This window comes from Helicobacter trogontum, assembly GCF_000765905.2.
Taxonomy (GTDB): domain Bacteria; phylum Campylobacterota; class Campylobacteria; order Campylobacterales; family Helicobacteraceae; genus Helicobacter_A; species Helicobacter_A trogontum.
In genome coordinates, this window is the sequence record NZ_JRPL02000024.1 from 1 (window position 1) to 15,185 (window position 15,185).

The following is a 15,185-nucleotide window of genomic DNA, read 5'->3' on the forward strand; positions in this document are numbered from 1 at the left end:
TATCGTCCCAAATTTCTCTTATTTGCTTGTTGTCTTTAGTCATAAATACTTTTTCATTTTCAGAGAATTGCTACTCATCGATTGATTTGTCCTATCCAACGCACAATATTGCCTTTATCATCTATCTCTACTTCTAAATCTTTGTATTTTTCGTAGAATCTAGGGGATAGAATTTCATTAAAGTATTTTGTGCCTTTGGGGGTAATAGTCGCATTGATATTATATCTACTCCATTTACTTGGTGCATTCCAAGAGGTATTGCAAAAATCCTTGGCATTAAAGCACTCTTTGCAAATAAAATTATCCCTAAAATATATCCAAACTTGATATTTGTCCTTTTTGTAGGTTGCCAATGTGGGCTGCGTTGGTTCATCTATAATATAAAAATCTATCATATTATTCAAAAATAATTCCTCCAAAATAGCAATATACTTATCTTGATATTTTTTGGTATAAAGATTAAAAATCATATAAATCTCTGAATACTCATAAAACATAGATAACTCGCACAATATATCATATTCTATAATTTCCATTATATCCACTTCACAAATATCTGTATGCATTGCAAAAATATCAAGATAGGATTGTATATATGAATCAAGGGTAGTATCCCATTGTGGAAATATACCATCTCTCATATCTTCTAAAACTTTAAATTGCATAATGCTCCTTATCAATTACCTATATGAATCTTATAATCTTTTCCATTAATTTTAGTATCTATGGTGGGTGTATTACCACTTTTCTTGCTTGAGTAGCTCCTTAGAGTTATCTCGGTATCATCATCTAATGTCCTTATGATTCTTGTTCCTTTTTCGCTTGTTTCTATGCGCTCACTCTTGAAGTTTTTAGTCAATCTTTCCCATAGTGCCATAAGCTCTTCTTTACCATTTACTAGATAGATTCTAGTTCTTGGTTTCCCTTTTGGATTCAAGGCTTTTTTAAGTCCATTAATTATCTCCAATACCTCCTGCCTACTCAAAGACTTTGGTTTAGGTTTTGCTATCCTTACATCTTCTTTCCTCTTATCTTTACTGATAATGTTCTTTATTTTGTTAGCTATTTTTCAGCTTTAAATGCTTTTGCCATTGGTAATATAGTAATAGCATTTAATAAAGCTTCTTTATAGTTACCAGCAGTGAGGTTATCATAAGCTGATTCGATAGAGCTTAAAGGCGAGAGTTCATATAAAATATCTCTTGCTTGGTGTAATAAGTCATTAAGTTCACCATCATCGTTATTTATATCTTTGAGAATCTCTTAAGACATAGTGGGCTTTGAGCGTGATAGATTCTATCGTGTTGTTTGCATGATGAGATTCTATGCTTGTGTTATTCATAGTGATGTTATTTGGAGTGTTAGACTTTGCTTTTACTTGAGTGTTTGTATTATGATGAGCGTATTTTATATCTTTACACTCTATAGATATAACCTTAATATTTGGCTTTATGCTATCATTGGCTTTTATAGTCTTTGGGATATGTTTATTAAATACAAGTGTTTGATTTGTAAGTTTTCTTGCTTTCTTGTCCTTTGGTTGTATAGTTTTAGAAGGTGAGATTTTAGTATGAAAATCTTTTTGTTCTTCATCTAATCCATATCTATTAAGCACAAAGTATAAATCAGAATTTGTCATCTTAGAGCTTACACAAGCATTATTAAATACTATATACCCATTATCATCACTTCTAGCCTTATCTACAAAAGAAGTGAAATTAGGAGAATACACATATATTTCCTTATTGGCTAGGGGCTCATTTTTGTGATTGAGACATAGAGCATCAATACACATAGGGATAGAATCTGTGATATTAGAGAGACTAGGGGATTTTGCAGAATCTGCAGTAGTATGTGTGGGATAAGCAAGGTAATTAGGAAAGGTATGCAAGAGCGTATCTATATCTAGCGCATTAGAGTTAGAATCTAAAAGCAGTTCTATAAGGGATTTGTAGTCATTGGATTCTAGGTTTCTTTGTGGATTGGCATAAGGGTGAGTATCACTAGAGATAGATTGACTAACCTCAAGCTCATCTATCCAAGAAGATATTTTATTGACTAAGTTTGAGCTAAAATTTTGCAATGAAACAATATTGTTTTCTATAAAATTAGCAATAATTTTGGTAGTCTCATCAAAGTTTGATTTGAGTTGCTCCTAAAGAGATAAAGCTTTGTCTTTAAGATAAAAATAAATATCTGTTAAAAAATAAGAAATAAGCATTGCTGCACTAATGCCACATACCAACGCCCAGCCTCCGCTGATTGCTCCCGCCCCAACAAGAGTTCCCATTACCAATTCGACACCAACTCCAATACCAACTTGCAATCCACTCAAGATTATTATGTCATTAGTATTTAAGGCATCGTTACTTATATTTAGTGTCATTGTTTTTGAAGCATTTTTTACCTCAAAGCTTAATTTAAGATAAAATGGTAAGCCTTTTTCAATATACTTAATAGCTTCTGTAATGATTGTATCAATTGAACCTAGCATATAGAATAAAGTTGATTGTATGGTGTCTTTATTATTGGATTGTAATGAGGCTATATCCCTCCTCAAAGGACAAGGTGTGTTATCGCTTGTAATGCACGATGTTGGCAATCTTAATGTTTGTATGTTTTCATTCACTCTAACTCTTTTATATTGATTTTATTATTTTGTGCGCTTTGTATTTTACTTTGTAAGATTACTCTTTTTCCAAAAAACTCTATGATTTGTGTAGAATCTATTGTTTTTGCAAACCTAAATTCTCTTTGCTTTGTAAGATTTTCATTATTGTAAGTGTAACGCACAAGCTGTTGTATCTTAAGTGGAATGGTGCTTTGTGAAAAATTAAACTCACAATAATACAAACTTTCATCATTTTTAATAGCATATAGCCCAAGAGAAAAGTTAAGTATTGCAAACTCAGCATAGAGATTTTGGGTATTGTCTGCATGAAGTGCGCGGATTTTTGGGATAAGAAAAATAAAGAAAAATACTAAAAAGCCAAGAGAAAACTTGAAACCTAAAATGCCAAAGAATACACTCAATAAGCTTAAGAGTAGCATTTGTATATATTTATATTTTGTATAGTATTCTTGCGTTAGATTCTGTAATGTGGAATCTAAAAATGTATGAGAAACCTTTTGCTTTACAAAGCTTCTCATAAAGACAATATAAAGACAGCAAAATATAACAAAAAGTATCAAGCTTAGAGTTTTGCTAAAAGGCAAAAGAATTTGGAAGAATTCTCTACTCCCTGCTATTTTACCCTCAAAGACTGCTCCCAATACAGCAAAGCTCAATAAAAAACTCATAATGCCTGCCACTTTTGTAGTGCTAAGAAGCATATTGTAAAATCTTAATTTCTTAAAATCTAATTCATTACTCTTATAAGGCAATCCATACAAAAGCAATGGATCAAAAATATTTTTAGTTTCACTAGCATTATTCATATTTATCTTTCAGGCATATTGTTTCTTTGAAGCATATCATAAAGAACCTTGTATTGTGTATTATTGCTGCGATTCATTTGATTGTTTCCTTATTTTGCAATCATGTCTAATTGAGTACATAAAGCATCATTAATAAAATGGATTTTTTTGTCTTTTGTTTGCAGAACTTCTTGCGTTTTTTGTTTGAAGATATCAGCAAATTTACTTAACCTTATCTCAAAGTCATTATCAAATACAGAATAGTTAATTTTACATTTAAATTTTATATCAAAAAATTTTGGCTTTTGTTTTGTTATATCAAAAAACATAATATTGTGCAATGGCGGATTGACTATACCTATCATACGCAATCCGTATTGCCCATAATGCAGTTTTAATGTTTTTATTTGTAAAAAGTTGTTAGTTTTTATGATGAAATAATTATCATATAACATTACTTTACGCTTATTGCCAACAATCAGTTCTTGCAAACAAAAATATACTCCCCATACAAACAACAATATGAAGGGAACAATAAGTATAGTAGCCCATTCATTTTTTATAGATTCTGCTACATTTATTTGAAGTAAGACATTAATCAAACTATACGCCATTAGGCAAGAAAACAACAAAAGCAATAAATAAAAAGTCTTATACAATACGCCCATTTTAGATTCTATTGTTATCAAAGGTTGATTTTCTTGCATTAAATATCCTTATATAATAAATGCTTGAATTTATCTTTAAGTTCTGAATCTGAAATTTCTATTCCTTGAGATTCTAATGCCTCTTTGGTTTTTTGACGCATGAAAGTGGTGATTTCTTTTATATCATCACGATACAACTCAGTCATGACTTTACAAAATATATAGCGTTTATAGTTTTTGTCTCTAAACCTAACAAGAGCCATATGTTTATAAGTAATACCAATTGAATGAATCATGAAAATATGAGTGGCTGTATCAAAATATGCAGGTGCTGAAAAATAGCTTAAAACTAATCCTACTTCTCCAAACCTAAAGAATCCTTTTTTCATCACAAACCAATGCCTATACTCAAAGCCTATGCCATTGTTTGTAACATAGAATCGATTTTTTCTTACATAGAAAAGACGATAAAAACTTAATAATACACCAAAAATGCCAAGAAGCATTGCAAACATCACCCCATCCATCCTTTCAGCCAATAAGAAACCCTTTATGCTTACATATACCAACGCAATTCCAAACATAAACATTACTATATATTGTATAGTATCGCTTATGCCAAGCCTATGCTTCACCTCATACACTATCTCATCACCATTAGAATCTAGCTTTATATTATCTTTGGTTTTAGTTTCGTTGGGTTTTTTAGATTCTATTGTTATCAAAGGTTGATTTTCTTGCATTAAATATCCTTGTTTTTTATATAGCTTTTAATTTTTTCTTTGAGTTCAGAATCTGTGATGTGTATTCCCTTGGCTTCCAAAGCTTCTTTAGTTCTTTTGCGGATAAAAGTTATTAAATGTAATATATCCTGCATACTTGCACTTGGATAAATTGTGATTTTTATATAATCTTTTGGCAAGAAAAATAATCTTTTTATTCTTGGTTTGTTAAATGGATAAATGATAAATATATCGCCACTGCCACCATCAGTTGAACCAATATAGCCAAAAAATATATTAACCTCTCCAAACCTAAAGAATCCCTTTTGCATTCTAAACCATTTTCTACGCTCAAAGCCTATGCCATTATTTGTAACATAGAATCTATCTTGATTTTTATAAAAAAGCATTGTATAAGACCAATTTACACACAATATGCCAAACAATATAAACAAAAAAGATAAAAAATGATTTGTTTGTATGAAACCAAAATACATTAAGCACATACCAATAAACACTATGATTCCACCATATACAAACCATTCCCAAAAATTCAATCGATGTTTCCTATCAAAAACAATTTCATTGAATTTTTTAGATTTTTTGATATTTTTAGATTCTATATTATTTGGGATAGGATTAGAATCTATCACACCAAATTCAGCACCTATACCTTGCTTATTACCAAATTTAAATGTAACGCCTACACTAGCATTCTCGTTATTATTGTTCATTTGTTTATTTCCCCAAAAATTGTTTGTCTAAATCATAACATAAGGTTTTTGTATCTATGCCTTTTGCCTCTAGGGCTTCTTTGGTTTTTTTGATAAGAAAGTTTTTCAAGTAGGTTTGTTCAGTTATTTCATTGTAAAGTTTTGGGGATATGTATGTGTTCCAAGCCATTAATGAAAGACTATGCAAAGGACTTAATTGCCAAGTAAGAAAAATTCGTCCTTTGTGATTCCCTAAAGGAAAAAAATAATTCTATTTACTGGAGTAATGGGGCATAAACCTGTAGGGGCTAAAATTATTTGAAATCCCACTTCTCCAAATCTATAAAATCTCTTTTGCATTCTAAACCACTTTCTACGCTCAAATCCTATGCCTTGTGTGGTAATATAGAATCTGTTTTTATGAGCATAAAAAAGATAATAGAAACTCAATAATAATGCAGGAATCCCAAAAACTAATGATGTAACAAATAATGAGTTCTCTATTTTATTAAGCAAAAAAGCTTCTGTGCCACTATACGCCACAGCAACACCAAACATAAAAAATACACTCATTAAGAAATAATCCCACCAATTAGGGTTATGCCATATTTCATACACTATCTCATCACCATTGGAATCTAGCTTTATGCTATCTTTGTTTTTAGTGTCGGTTGGTTTTTTAGATTCTAGTTTGTTAGATTCTGTGCTTATGGAAGTTTCTTTTATAGAATCTCGCTTTATAGATTCTGTGGGTTTTGCCTCATTGTTATATTTTAACATTGTGGGATTTATATTTTCTTGGTTGTTGGATTCTCTACTCACTCTTAACCTCTCCACCTTTAACCACAAGCCCATTAGAATCTATAACTACTTCAACTCCACCAGCTTTTATTATAACAGAGTCTCCCTTAGCAATGATTTGGGTATCGCCTACTTGGTGAGTTATTTGATTGCCAGCTGTGGCAGTAAGATGACTTTTGGATTCCATATCGGTATTATCAGCTATAAAAGAAAGTTCTTTTTGTGTTTCAAACGATGCAGATTCTTTACCAAAGAATAAAATATTATCTATGGCATTAATATTAATATGGGATTGTGTGCTTATATTTATTTCTTTTGTGCTTTGTATATCTAATGTTCCCCCTACAACCTCACTTTTATTTCCTTTTATATTCCTATTTTCATCTTTAGCAACAATAATATTTTGATTCCCTCCTATCTCCACTTCCTTATCTCCCCCAACATATTCACTACTATCATTAGCCACTCTTAGTTTATTACTAGCTCCTATGTTTAGAGTATGAGATAATCCTACTATGGTATCTTTACTTAGTGCTACATTAGTAAGATATTCTCCTCCAACTCTTACATCTTTTAAACCTAATATTTCTTGCTTATGATATTTAGTAATAGATTCTGTGTAACTTCCTTTTACTTTAGAATCTTTATTGTTGTGTATGGTTTGAGAGAAATTATGTTTTATATATTCATTATAGTCTTTTTGCGCTCTTACATAGATTTCTTCATTATCTTTTATATTTGATAGGGTAAGTTCATTATAACCTTGTTCAATGGTGTTTGCTGTGTTTGAATGCTCTGTTTGTGATGAATCTGCTTGTGGTTTAGTGAATCTATTAGTACAATTTTATTAATTATGTTATGCTTAATAAATTTGTTAATGCTTATAAATCTGATGTGTTCAAGAATTTGTTGTATCTGTTGTTTATGTTAAACTTGTTGGTTTTTTGAATTTGTTTGGCTTATTAAGCTTCTTATATGTGTTAAGTTTATTGTTCTGCTTGAGAGAGAAGTCTTATGGGAATCTAGGGGATTATGTATTAGGCTAGGGTTAGTTGTGTTATTGTATTTTAGAGACTACTGCCACTACTAATATATTATCTATATCGTTATTCATATAAGAGATTATGACTTCATCTCCAATTCTAGGCAATGCAAAAAACCACTGCTATTACTTGCAATAGGGTAGGCTACTCTAAGGAATGGTGCGATAGAGTGTAGTATCTTACTGAGATTCATATTTGCAAGGGATTGAGAAGAAGTGTGTAGAGGATTCTTGAAATTTAGAATCTTGAGTTGATAAGGAAATATTATCCATATTATTTTGCACTGCATTATTTTGATTAATACTTGCTTGATTGGAGCTATCTTGATTTACATCTTCTTGCATTAATCTTTCTTGAGCTAAGGCATAGGCATAAAAGCTATTTAGTCTTACTCTTTCTCTATTATATTCATCAGTATATAGAGTGTTTGCTTCTTAGATTCCACACTCTCCATATAGCCTTTCATCACCAAAATATCGCTTCTCATTTTTGCCCTTTAACACAGCATAGCCTCCCTCATTGAGTTCAAAATCATAGGTTATAGAATCTAGCTTGACTTTACCTGTGATAACGCAGGGATAAGTGCAATATTGAGCCACTGGAATATAGCTATACTCTTTGGCTTGTTTAAAAAATTTGATAATATTTGCTTTGTGAAAATATTGCACAATTTCAGCATTGCAAGTTTCTTTTATGGCATTGATATAGGATTCTCCGCTTTCCTTATCTGTTCTGCCAAGCTTAACGCTAGGCTGGTCTAATTCTACGATTGTAATACCTTTGAAATTATCTGCATATACAAATAGGCATAATGCAAGTATTATGTAGGGGACTTTCATAGTTTTGTCTCTATATGTTCTAGCAAAGATACACCTTCTGTTGAGTTTTCATCTTTATATGCAATCTTGGCATGTGCATATATATTAGCTTTGTTTATGTTAAATAACTCAAGCAAAACTGCAACAAGTTGTTCTAAGCTTTCTAGTTGCTTTGTTGTGGCATTTGGGTATCTTTTTATTTTATTATCGTATTTTCCAACCACCTCTATCCCTATACTATCAGAATTTATAGGATACCTGTTTGGATAGGATTTGCTTTTTTCGTAATTTGAAACTTTTATTTTTCTAGCACTATAAGAAGTTTTTTCTTTCCAGATGCTTTCTATCAAAGCCTTTTCTTGAGTATTCCAAGTTTTCTCCAATTCGACTTTTGAGCGAATATCCCCCACATGCTGTGTATATTTATGCAAACTTGCACACTGATAAATTGTGCTATCTGTATCGATTAAGAAATGTGTGCCTACTCTAGCATTATTTGGATTATTCCAAGATTCTAATGAACTTTTTGCCGTATTAGAATCTGTCATATGTAAAACAATGGCTTTAGGCATAAAACCATTTGCTAAAGACAATTCAAGTCTAGTTATAGGATATTTCACTATATCTAATCCTTGCAAATACCCCTCACTATCGATATAGTAAGGTTTTTCCACCTCCACATACACCACTCTTGTTTCTTTATGTGTATGAAGCTCTAGTATTGTTTGCAGGGCTTGTAAATCTTTAGAATCTAATAGTATTTGCTTTTCTTGTAATTGTGGAATCTCTTTTGTGAGAATAAAGGCTATGTCTTTATTGCTCTTTGTATCTTTTATAGAAAGGCTAGATTCTCTAAGCTCTAAAGTATAGACTATTTCACTCTTTAGATTCTTACTTAGATAGTGGGTATCACAAGAGTGTGAGAGGGTGCAAGTGGTGTTGGTGTTTGAGATTCTATACTTTTTGATTCTGTGTAGTAAGTGGCTTATTATTGGTGAATTATGCCTTTCACTATCTTTTCTATCGCAATATCAAACTCCTTAGAATGATACATCTCAAGACACATTATAAAATACACAGGTTCATTTTCTCTAGGATTATCTGGATTTATGTCATAAGTGTGGTTGCTAGACATATGGTTTTTAATGTAATGGTGTATTTTTTATATTCTTCTAGCCCTATTGTCATTGCTTGGAAATACATATCCTGTGCTACCGCTATATCATTAGATGGTGCAGTCTGATTAAGGTTGTATAAGCAATAAGCCAAGCTATAATCTTTTATTAATGAAATCTCTTTATCAAATGTATTGGCTTGTGCATGGCAAACAAGAAGTATTAATATCAAAATATATTTTTTCACTATTCAATCTCCCAAAAATAAAATTGTCTAACAATCACATTGCTTCTTTTATCAAGCAAATAATTAGAATCATCCAAAAATCGTTTCTTATCATTATCCCATAATGTTATGTGTCCTTTAGCATTATTCCAGCCACTTATTTCCATAGCCACAAGACCATTTTTATTAAATGTTAATAGTTCATTATAAAAGAAATTTTGATTTTCTGCTTTTGTATTCATTGTTTTTGGATTATATACTTTTAATGGTTCTCCTCCGACTAGCTTATATCTCTCTGGAACTGTTAATTTATTAATGGCTTGATATGTTTGTTTCAACCTATCCCACTTTGATAATTTCACCTCCACATACACCACTCTTGTATCTTTGTATGTATGAAGTTCTAGTATTGTTTGCAGGGCTTGTAAATCTTTAGAATCTAATAGTATTTGCTTTTTTTGTAATTGTGGAATCTCTTTCGTGATAATAAAGGCTATGTCTTTATTGCTCTTTGTATCTTTTATAGAAAGACTAGATTCTCTAAGCTCTAGTGTATAGCTTATTTCACTCTTTAGATTCTGGCTTAGATAGTGGGTATCACAAGAGTGTGAGAGGGTGTAGGTGGTGTTTGAGATTTTATACTTCTTGATTCTATGTGGTAAGTGGCTCATTTGTGGTTCCTAAGTTATTTGCAATGTTTGCAATATTTCTTAACTATGCGGACTACTTCATCTTGGTATTCTTTGGAGTCATAAATCCAATCAAAGCAGGCATTAACACTGCCTTTTTGCTCTATTGTATGTATATATAAAAACCTATCCAAATAGGCTTTTAATTCACTAATAGCCCCATTGCCAAAAATTTTTACCATATTATCAATATGAGATAAATTTTGTATTTCCTTTGGTAATCCCTTGCTTCCACAACCCGACTTCACTATCATATCCTCGCTAGATACATAGCCCAAACAATAAGCTAAAGACCACCTTTTGTAGTATTTGATAGGGTTTTGCTTAAACTCATATTCCGCATTTCTTTGTTGAGTGCTTCTTGATTTCGTGCAACCATATATTTTTTGAGCTTTCATTATTTCTTTCATTTCTTCAAATGAATTTCCAAAAAGAAAATCACAATAAATAACTAATATCATCAATGCAATTATCTTTTTCATATTTAATCCTCAATTTTCCAAAAATATACTTCCTCTACATAATCGCCTCTTGTCAAATAATTTTCATCATCTAAGAATTTTTGCTCACGATTATCCCATAATGTTATATGTCCCCAAGCATCACCCCAACCTTTTACTTTTATTGCTACTATCCCACTCCCGTCAAGCTTAGATAAAGATTCATAGCGGAAGTCTTGATTTGTTTGATTTGTATTTGGTGTAAAAATAATAGGTTTTCCTAAACTATTGTTGAGTTTCAGAAAATCTATCATATCTTTAACTTTTACTAGAATCTTATAAGGTTTAGTGTTTGTCCCAGCATTTGCTATATACGCAGTGCTATCCATACCTTGTAATTTTCTAATAGGTATTTCAGAATCTACAAGAGCCTTACTCATTCTAGCAGCACAAGTGTTAATGTAATTGTATGGGGATTTCATAAATTCAGTATATATAGCTCCTTTGACCTTATAGTATCGTATTTCAGCCTTGATAAAAAGTATCTCTCCATACCCAAAGCGATTAAGACCGCTATTTACCCACTCCCATAGCCTCTTTACACCTATTCTTTGCCTTGATTCTTCCATATCATCTTGACTTATACTGTGTATATCTAAATAAAAATTTTTCAACCTATCCCACTTTGATAACTCCACCTCCACATACACCACTCTTGTTTCTTTATGTGTATGAAGCTCTAGTATTGTTTGCAGGGCTTGTAAATCTTTAGAATCTAATAGTATTTGCTTTTCTTGTAATTGTGGAATCTCTTTTGTGAGAATAAAGGCTATGTCTTTATTGCTCTTTGTATCTTTTATAGAAAGACTAGATTCTCTAAGCTCCAGTGTAGAGCTTATTTCACTCTTTAGATTCTGGCTTAAATAGTGGGTATCACAAGAGTGTGAGAGGGTGTAAGTGGTGTTTGAGATTCTATACTTCTTGATTCTATGTGGTAAGTGGCTCATTTGTGGTTCCCAAGTTATTTGCAATGTTGTAGCTTATTTTCATATTTCTCTTGCATTTCAGTCATATAATATATAGCTCTAGGGTAGCATTCTGGTAATAAACAAGCTAACTCTATATAACACATATCGCCACTATCATCACTGCGAGGACATAGATACCATTCTTTCATGGAATCTTTTATTTGCTCTTGGGAGCTAATGTTTGTCTTTAGCGTTGTTTTACCACCCATACTTTCAAAATCCCAAATTCTACCAAGCATTTTTACCTTACCTTTATAATCACATCCGCCCACCAATGTAGTATCTTCAAAACTATGATGCAAATGTGGTATATGTAGATAAAGATATTTTTGCATTTGCTCTTTTGTTTTTTGGTTTACACATTGTGATTTTGTGCTATTTTCTAGCCCCATTTGTAATACCTCTATTGTTATGTTTCTGTTTTTTAGTGGTATATAATCTACCCTATAAAACAAAGGCAAATCTTCTTTTCTAAATTTTTCTACCTTAATGTTTTCTATTTCTTGGGCATAAAGAAAATGTGTTATACATATTAGTACATAAAATACACTACTCTTTTTCATGTAATCCCTTTGCTTTGCCTCTTACTTTTTGTGGTGAAATATCATCGTGCTTATACACATCATTATCACTAAGATTGTATTTGGCTTTTAGAATCTCTACAAGATTCTTTATAGAATCTTTTTGAGCTTGTGTGGGGGTGTCCCAAGCATAAGATTCATATTGCAAGGAAGGATATTTTTGATATGTAATTTTTTCATTATTCAATTAATAACTCTCCTCTGACTGGCTTATATCTCTGAGGCTGACATTCATTAATAGTTTGATATGTTTTTTCATATTTTCTCTTTGTTATATCAATGCACTATTTCTTGGGCTCTTGGATTGCAATGCGATTCTATACAAATAAAATACTTTTTTGCCTTGCTGCCCTCTATCTTGCCTTGCCTATATGCTCTAGTAGGATTCTCGTTAATAGAGAATATCTTTTCGTTAATTTTTCTAGTAAATTCCATACCACCACCCCTGATTTCAAAATCCCAAATATATCCAAACGCTTTAACTTTTCCCCTAAAGCCACATATATTATTCTCCATAAACATATAATTGGAATGATCTAGCTTTACGGGTATCTCAATAAATTTTAGCATATAATCTTGCATTTCTTTTGCAGTCTTTAACTCGCAAAATTTTATACCATAATTATCAAAACACGCATCTTGCTTTTTGTCATGATGCATTTCAAAAATATTACAAATTTCTTGAATGTTTTCAATCCTACTGATACTTATAATTTCAAGAGCAATAATAGATTGCTGCTGTGTGTTAAGTGGCTTATAAAAATATTTCTGTAGAAATTCTTTGCCCGGTTTTACATTCAAAAATGTATTACCCTCATCATAATAGATTTCGTTAACATTAAGAGATATTGCTAATATGTTTAAAAATAAAAATAATAATTTCATAGTATTCCATCTCCCTTACTTGCTTGTTTATGTCCTGAAATAGCTCCATGTTTGTAAATATCATTATCATTTAAGTTGAAAATATCCTGTAAAGCTTGTATTAAAGCTTTAACGCTGTTTTTTTGTGCTACAGCAACCTCTTCCCATTGACCTGATAATTGAGTATATTTAAATACTTTATCATATTTACTTAATTTCTTATCATTTCCCAAAAATCTCCCCACAACTTCTATCCCTATACTATCAGAATTTATAGGATACCTGTTTGGATAGGATTTACTTTTTTCTATATTAGATGCTTGCGTATAGGTTTTATTTTTATAATTTTTATCGTTTATATCCAAGTTTTTTACTTTAATATCCCCCACATGCTGTGTATATTTATGCAAACTTGCACATTGATAAATTGTGCCATCTGTATCGATTAAGAAATGTGTGCCATAAGGACTTTCTTTCCAAGCTTCTAATGTGCTTGCAGCAGTAGATGATTGTGTTCTGTGTAATACGATAGCTATTGGGTCAGCTTGAAATTTGCTTGTTTTTTCAGTCAATTTTGGGCGAGGAGCTTTGATAATACCCAATCCTTGCAAATACCCCTCACTATCGATATAGTAAGGTTTTTCCACCTTCACATACACCGCTCTTGTTTCTTTATGTGTATGAAGCTTTAGTATTGTTTGCAGGGCTTGTAAATCTTTAGAATCTTTTTCTTGTAATTGTGGAATCTCTTTTGCAAGAATAAAGGCTATATCTTTATTACTCTTTGTATCTTTTATAGAAAGACTAGATTCTCTAAGCTCTAAAGTATAGCTTATTTCACTCTTTAGATTCTTACTTAAATAATGGGTATCACAAGAGTGTGAGAGGGTGTAGGTGGTGTTTGAGATTTTATACTTCTTGATTCTATGTGGTAAGTGGCTCATTTGTGGTTCCTAAGTTATTTGCAATGTTTACAGTATTTCTTAACTATACGGACTATTTCATCTTGGTATTCTTTGGAGTCATAGATTTCTAGGCATAGGGTAACATATGCAAGACTACCCAAGTGTATCTCACTTTTCTTTTTTATCACATACAATTATAGCTCCTTTCTTGCAGGAAGTGGCTCTACAACATCAAAAAGAGGGTAGTAAATATGATCATAATAGTCCGAATCATAACCGCCTACTATTGATGTTTTACCCCCGTTACTAACACCATCTAAGCAGTATATGATACCATCTTTTTTAAATGCACCTACGCGTTCTTCAAAGGAGTAGTCTGCTTTATATTTATAATTTGGTTCCAAATCAATAGCCATAAGATAGATACAGCTTAAAAATAATACCACAACCGCTTTCATTAGTCTAACTTCCAAAAAAAAAGAATTCTCTAGCGAGATATTCTACATCATTATCATCTATACCACCTAAATAATTAATATTTTTTTATTCTGCACATCAACAAATTCATTGAGATTCCATAAGGTCGTATGCCAAAAATTCCTATAATATTGCCCATTAATAAACCCTTGCCCGCCAATAGTAGTTATACCCTTTGCACCTAGAGTTATAAGCCCTATTAAAAGTGATTGGTTATGCTTTAATAATGCCGTATATGATGATATTTCATAAAAGCTTTTTCTAATGTTGGGCTTACCCCATTGTTTCAGTAAAAAAACCCTCATTTGAATCACTCCGACATTATAAAGATGTGCTTGCTTTTCAGCTTCACTCCCTTTAAGAGAGCTATATTCTCGATTTTCAATTTTTGTATTGATTGGCATCCACCAAAGTTTCAAGCATAGCTTACCTGTAAAGCACAAGTGTTTCTAAAACTTTCTATATTCCGCTTAAACTCATCAAATATATTTCTACCTATTTTTTTCGTATCATGCTTGTGCGTATTGCATTTTTTTGCAAATCCTTCAGCTAGATTAATGGCTTCCTGCTCACTTTTACCTTATTAAGTATAAAAGGACTTAATAATAAAAGGGTTTATGTAAATAAGCTTTTGTTGTGCATCAAGCCTTTAAGCCCTATCTAGCAACTATTTTAATCATATACTTTTAATTTTAATGC

24 protein-coding genes and 1 pseudogene are annotated in these 15,185 nt (G+C 31.5%); all 25 read right to left on the reverse strand.

Annotated features, from left to right (window positions below):
- Nucleotides 1-74: 74 nt before the first annotated feature.
- The 25 genes and pseudogenes from LS81_RS08435 to LS81_RS08545 all read right to left on the reverse strand — a co-directional run bounded on the left by LS81_RS08435 (nucleotide 75) and on the right by LS81_RS08545 (nucleotide 14,905).
- A complete protein-coding gene (locus tag LS81_RS08435) occupies nucleotides 75-665 on the reverse strand; it encodes a hypothetical protein (RefSeq protein WP_052096512.1) in 591 nt (196 codons plus the stop codon).
- A gap of 11 nt (nucleotides 666-676) precedes the next feature.
- A complete protein-coding gene (locus tag LS81_RS08440) occupies nucleotides 677-937 on the reverse strand; it encodes a hypothetical protein (protein ID WP_161976754.1) in 261 nt (86 codons plus the stop codon).
- A gap of 303 nt (nucleotides 938-1,240) precedes the next feature.
- Nucleotides 1,241-2,083 (reverse strand): hypothetical protein, encoded by an 843-nt coding sequence (locus tag LS81_RS11750; protein WP_199769737.1) that lies wholly within the window; start codon nucleotides 2,081-2,083, stop codon nucleotides 1,241-1,243.
- Between the two features lie 72 nt (nucleotides 2,084-2,155).
- Nucleotides 2,156-2,629, reverse strand: coding sequence for a hypothetical protein (locus LS81_RS08450; RefSeq protein WP_034345755.1), 474 nt, complete (start codon nucleotides 2,627-2,629; stop codon nucleotides 2,156-2,158).
- Nucleotides 2,626-3,438: a hypothetical protein gene (locus tag LS81_RS08455; protein WP_034345753.1), complete on the reverse strand. Its 813-nt coding sequence runs from the start codon at nucleotides 3,436-3,438 to the stop codon at nucleotides 2,626-2,628. The genes LS81_RS08450 and LS81_RS08455 overlap by 4 nt, the downstream gene beginning before the upstream one ends.
- An 89-nt stretch (nucleotides 3,439-3,527) precedes the next feature.
- Nucleotides 3,528-4,124 (reverse strand): hypothetical protein, encoded by a 597-nt coding sequence (locus tag LS81_RS08460; protein ID WP_034345751.1) that lies wholly within the window; start codon nucleotides 4,122-4,124, stop codon nucleotides 3,528-3,530.
- Nucleotides 4,124-4,807, reverse strand: coding sequence for a hypothetical protein (locus LS81_RS08465; RefSeq protein WP_052096511.1), 684 nt, complete (start codon nucleotides 4,805-4,807; stop codon nucleotides 4,124-4,126). The genes LS81_RS08460 and LS81_RS08465 overlap by 1 nt, the downstream gene beginning before the upstream one ends.
- Complete coding sequence (locus LS81_RS08470; protein WP_052096510.1) at nucleotides 4,807-5,520, reverse strand: hypothetical protein; 714 nt, start codon at nucleotides 5,518-5,520, stop codon at nucleotides 4,807-4,809. Before LS81_RS08470 ends, LS81_RS08465 begins: the two co-directional genes overlap by 1 nt.
- A gap of 4 nt (nucleotides 5,521-5,524) precedes the next feature.
- Nucleotides 5,525-5,689, reverse strand: a complete 165-nt coding sequence (locus LS81_RS11325; RefSeq protein WP_161976755.1) for a hypothetical protein — start codon at nucleotides 5,687-5,689, stop codon at nucleotides 5,525-5,527.
- Between the two features lie 62 nt (nucleotides 5,690-5,751).
- Complete coding sequence (locus LS81_RS08475) at nucleotides 5,752-6,279, reverse strand: hypothetical protein (protein WP_161976756.1); 528 nt, start codon at nucleotides 6,277-6,279, stop codon at nucleotides 5,752-5,754.
- 34 nt (nucleotides 6,280-6,313) lie between these two features.
- On the reverse strand, nucleotides 6,314-6,766 hold the full coding sequence (locus LS81_RS12060) for a hypothetical protein (RefSeq protein WP_237022218.1): 453 nt from the start codon (nucleotides 6,764-6,766) through the stop codon (nucleotides 6,314-6,316).
- A 60-nt stretch (nucleotides 6,767-6,826) separates the two neighbouring features.
- Nucleotides 6,827-7,072: pseudogene (locus tag LS81_RS12535) on the reverse strand (bacteriophage T4 gp5 trimerisation domain-containing protein); the annotation flags it as partial.
- Between the two features lie 450 nt (nucleotides 7,073-7,522).
- Nucleotides 7,523-7,687, reverse strand: a complete 165-nt coding sequence (locus LS81_RS11330) for a hypothetical protein (RefSeq protein WP_158659426.1) — start codon at nucleotides 7,685-7,687, stop codon at nucleotides 7,523-7,525.
- A gap of 90 nt (nucleotides 7,688-7,777) precedes the next feature.
- A complete protein-coding gene (locus LS81_RS08490) occupies nucleotides 7,778-8,182 on the reverse strand; it encodes a hypothetical protein (protein WP_034345489.1) in 405 nt (134 codons plus the stop codon).
- Nucleotides 8,179-8,850: an N-acetylmuramoyl-L-alanine amidase gene (locus LS81_RS08495; RefSeq protein ID WP_052096495.1), complete on the reverse strand. Its 672-nt coding sequence runs from the start codon at nucleotides 8,848-8,850 to the stop codon at nucleotides 8,179-8,181. The genes LS81_RS08490 and LS81_RS08495 overlap by 4 nt, the downstream gene beginning before the upstream one ends.
- A 418-nt stretch (nucleotides 8,851-9,268) precedes the next feature.
- Complete coding sequence (locus LS81_RS08500) at nucleotides 9,269-9,523, reverse strand: hypothetical protein (protein WP_034345491.1); 255 nt, start codon at nucleotides 9,521-9,523, stop codon at nucleotides 9,269-9,271.
- Entirely contained in the window at nucleotides 9,523-10,173 is a 651-nt protein-coding gene (locus tag LS81_RS08505) for a T6SS effector amidase Tae4 family protein (RefSeq protein WP_081955901.1), read from the reverse strand. The genes LS81_RS08500 and LS81_RS08505 overlap by 1 nt, the downstream gene beginning before the upstream one ends.
- A gap of 14 nt (nucleotides 10,174-10,187) precedes the next feature.
- Nucleotides 10,188-10,673 (reverse strand): hypothetical protein, encoded by a 486-nt coding sequence (locus tag LS81_RS11525; protein WP_052096496.1) that lies wholly within the window; start codon nucleotides 10,671-10,673, stop codon nucleotides 10,188-10,190.
- A gap of 2 nt (nucleotides 10,674-10,675) precedes the next feature.
- Entirely contained in the window at nucleotides 10,676-11,638 is a 963-nt protein-coding gene (locus LS81_RS08515) for a T6SS effector amidase Tae4 family protein (RefSeq protein WP_104696546.1), read from the reverse strand.
- Between the two features lie 14 nt (nucleotides 11,639-11,652).
- Complete coding sequence (locus tag LS81_RS08520; protein ID WP_034346674.1) at nucleotides 11,653-12,222, reverse strand: hypothetical protein; 570 nt, start codon at nucleotides 12,220-12,222, stop codon at nucleotides 11,653-11,655.
- Nucleotides 12,209-12,427: a peptidoglycan recognition protein family protein gene (locus LS81_RS08525; protein ID WP_052096562.1), complete on the reverse strand. Its 219-nt coding sequence runs from the start codon at nucleotides 12,425-12,427 to the stop codon at nucleotides 12,209-12,211. The genes LS81_RS08520 and LS81_RS08525 overlap by 14 nt, the downstream gene beginning before the upstream one ends.
- Nucleotides 12,428-12,516: 89 nt before the next feature.
- Nucleotides 12,517-13,125 (reverse strand): hypothetical protein, encoded by a 609-nt coding sequence (locus LS81_RS08530; RefSeq protein WP_034346676.1) that lies wholly within the window; start codon nucleotides 13,123-13,125, stop codon nucleotides 12,517-12,519.
- Nucleotides 13,122-14,048 carry a peptidoglycan recognition protein family protein gene (locus LS81_RS08535; RefSeq protein ID WP_052096563.1) on the reverse strand — a complete coding sequence of 309 codons (927 nt, stop codon included), beginning with the start codon at nucleotides 14,046-14,048 and terminating at the stop codon, nucleotides 13,122-13,124. Before LS81_RS08535 ends, LS81_RS08530 begins: the two co-directional genes overlap by 4 nt.
- A 155-nt stretch (nucleotides 14,049-14,203) precedes the next feature.
- Nucleotides 14,204-14,467: a hypothetical protein gene (locus tag LS81_RS08540; RefSeq protein WP_034346677.1), complete on the reverse strand. Its 264-nt coding sequence runs from the start codon at nucleotides 14,465-14,467 to the stop codon at nucleotides 14,204-14,206.
- A gap of 66 nt (nucleotides 14,468-14,533) precedes the next feature.
- Nucleotides 14,534-14,905 carry a hypothetical protein gene (locus tag LS81_RS08545; RefSeq protein ID WP_052096564.1) on the reverse strand — a complete coding sequence of 124 codons (372 nt, stop codon included), beginning with the start codon at nucleotides 14,903-14,905 and terminating at the stop codon, nucleotides 14,534-14,536.
- Nucleotides 14,906-15,185 lie beyond the last annotated feature (280 nt).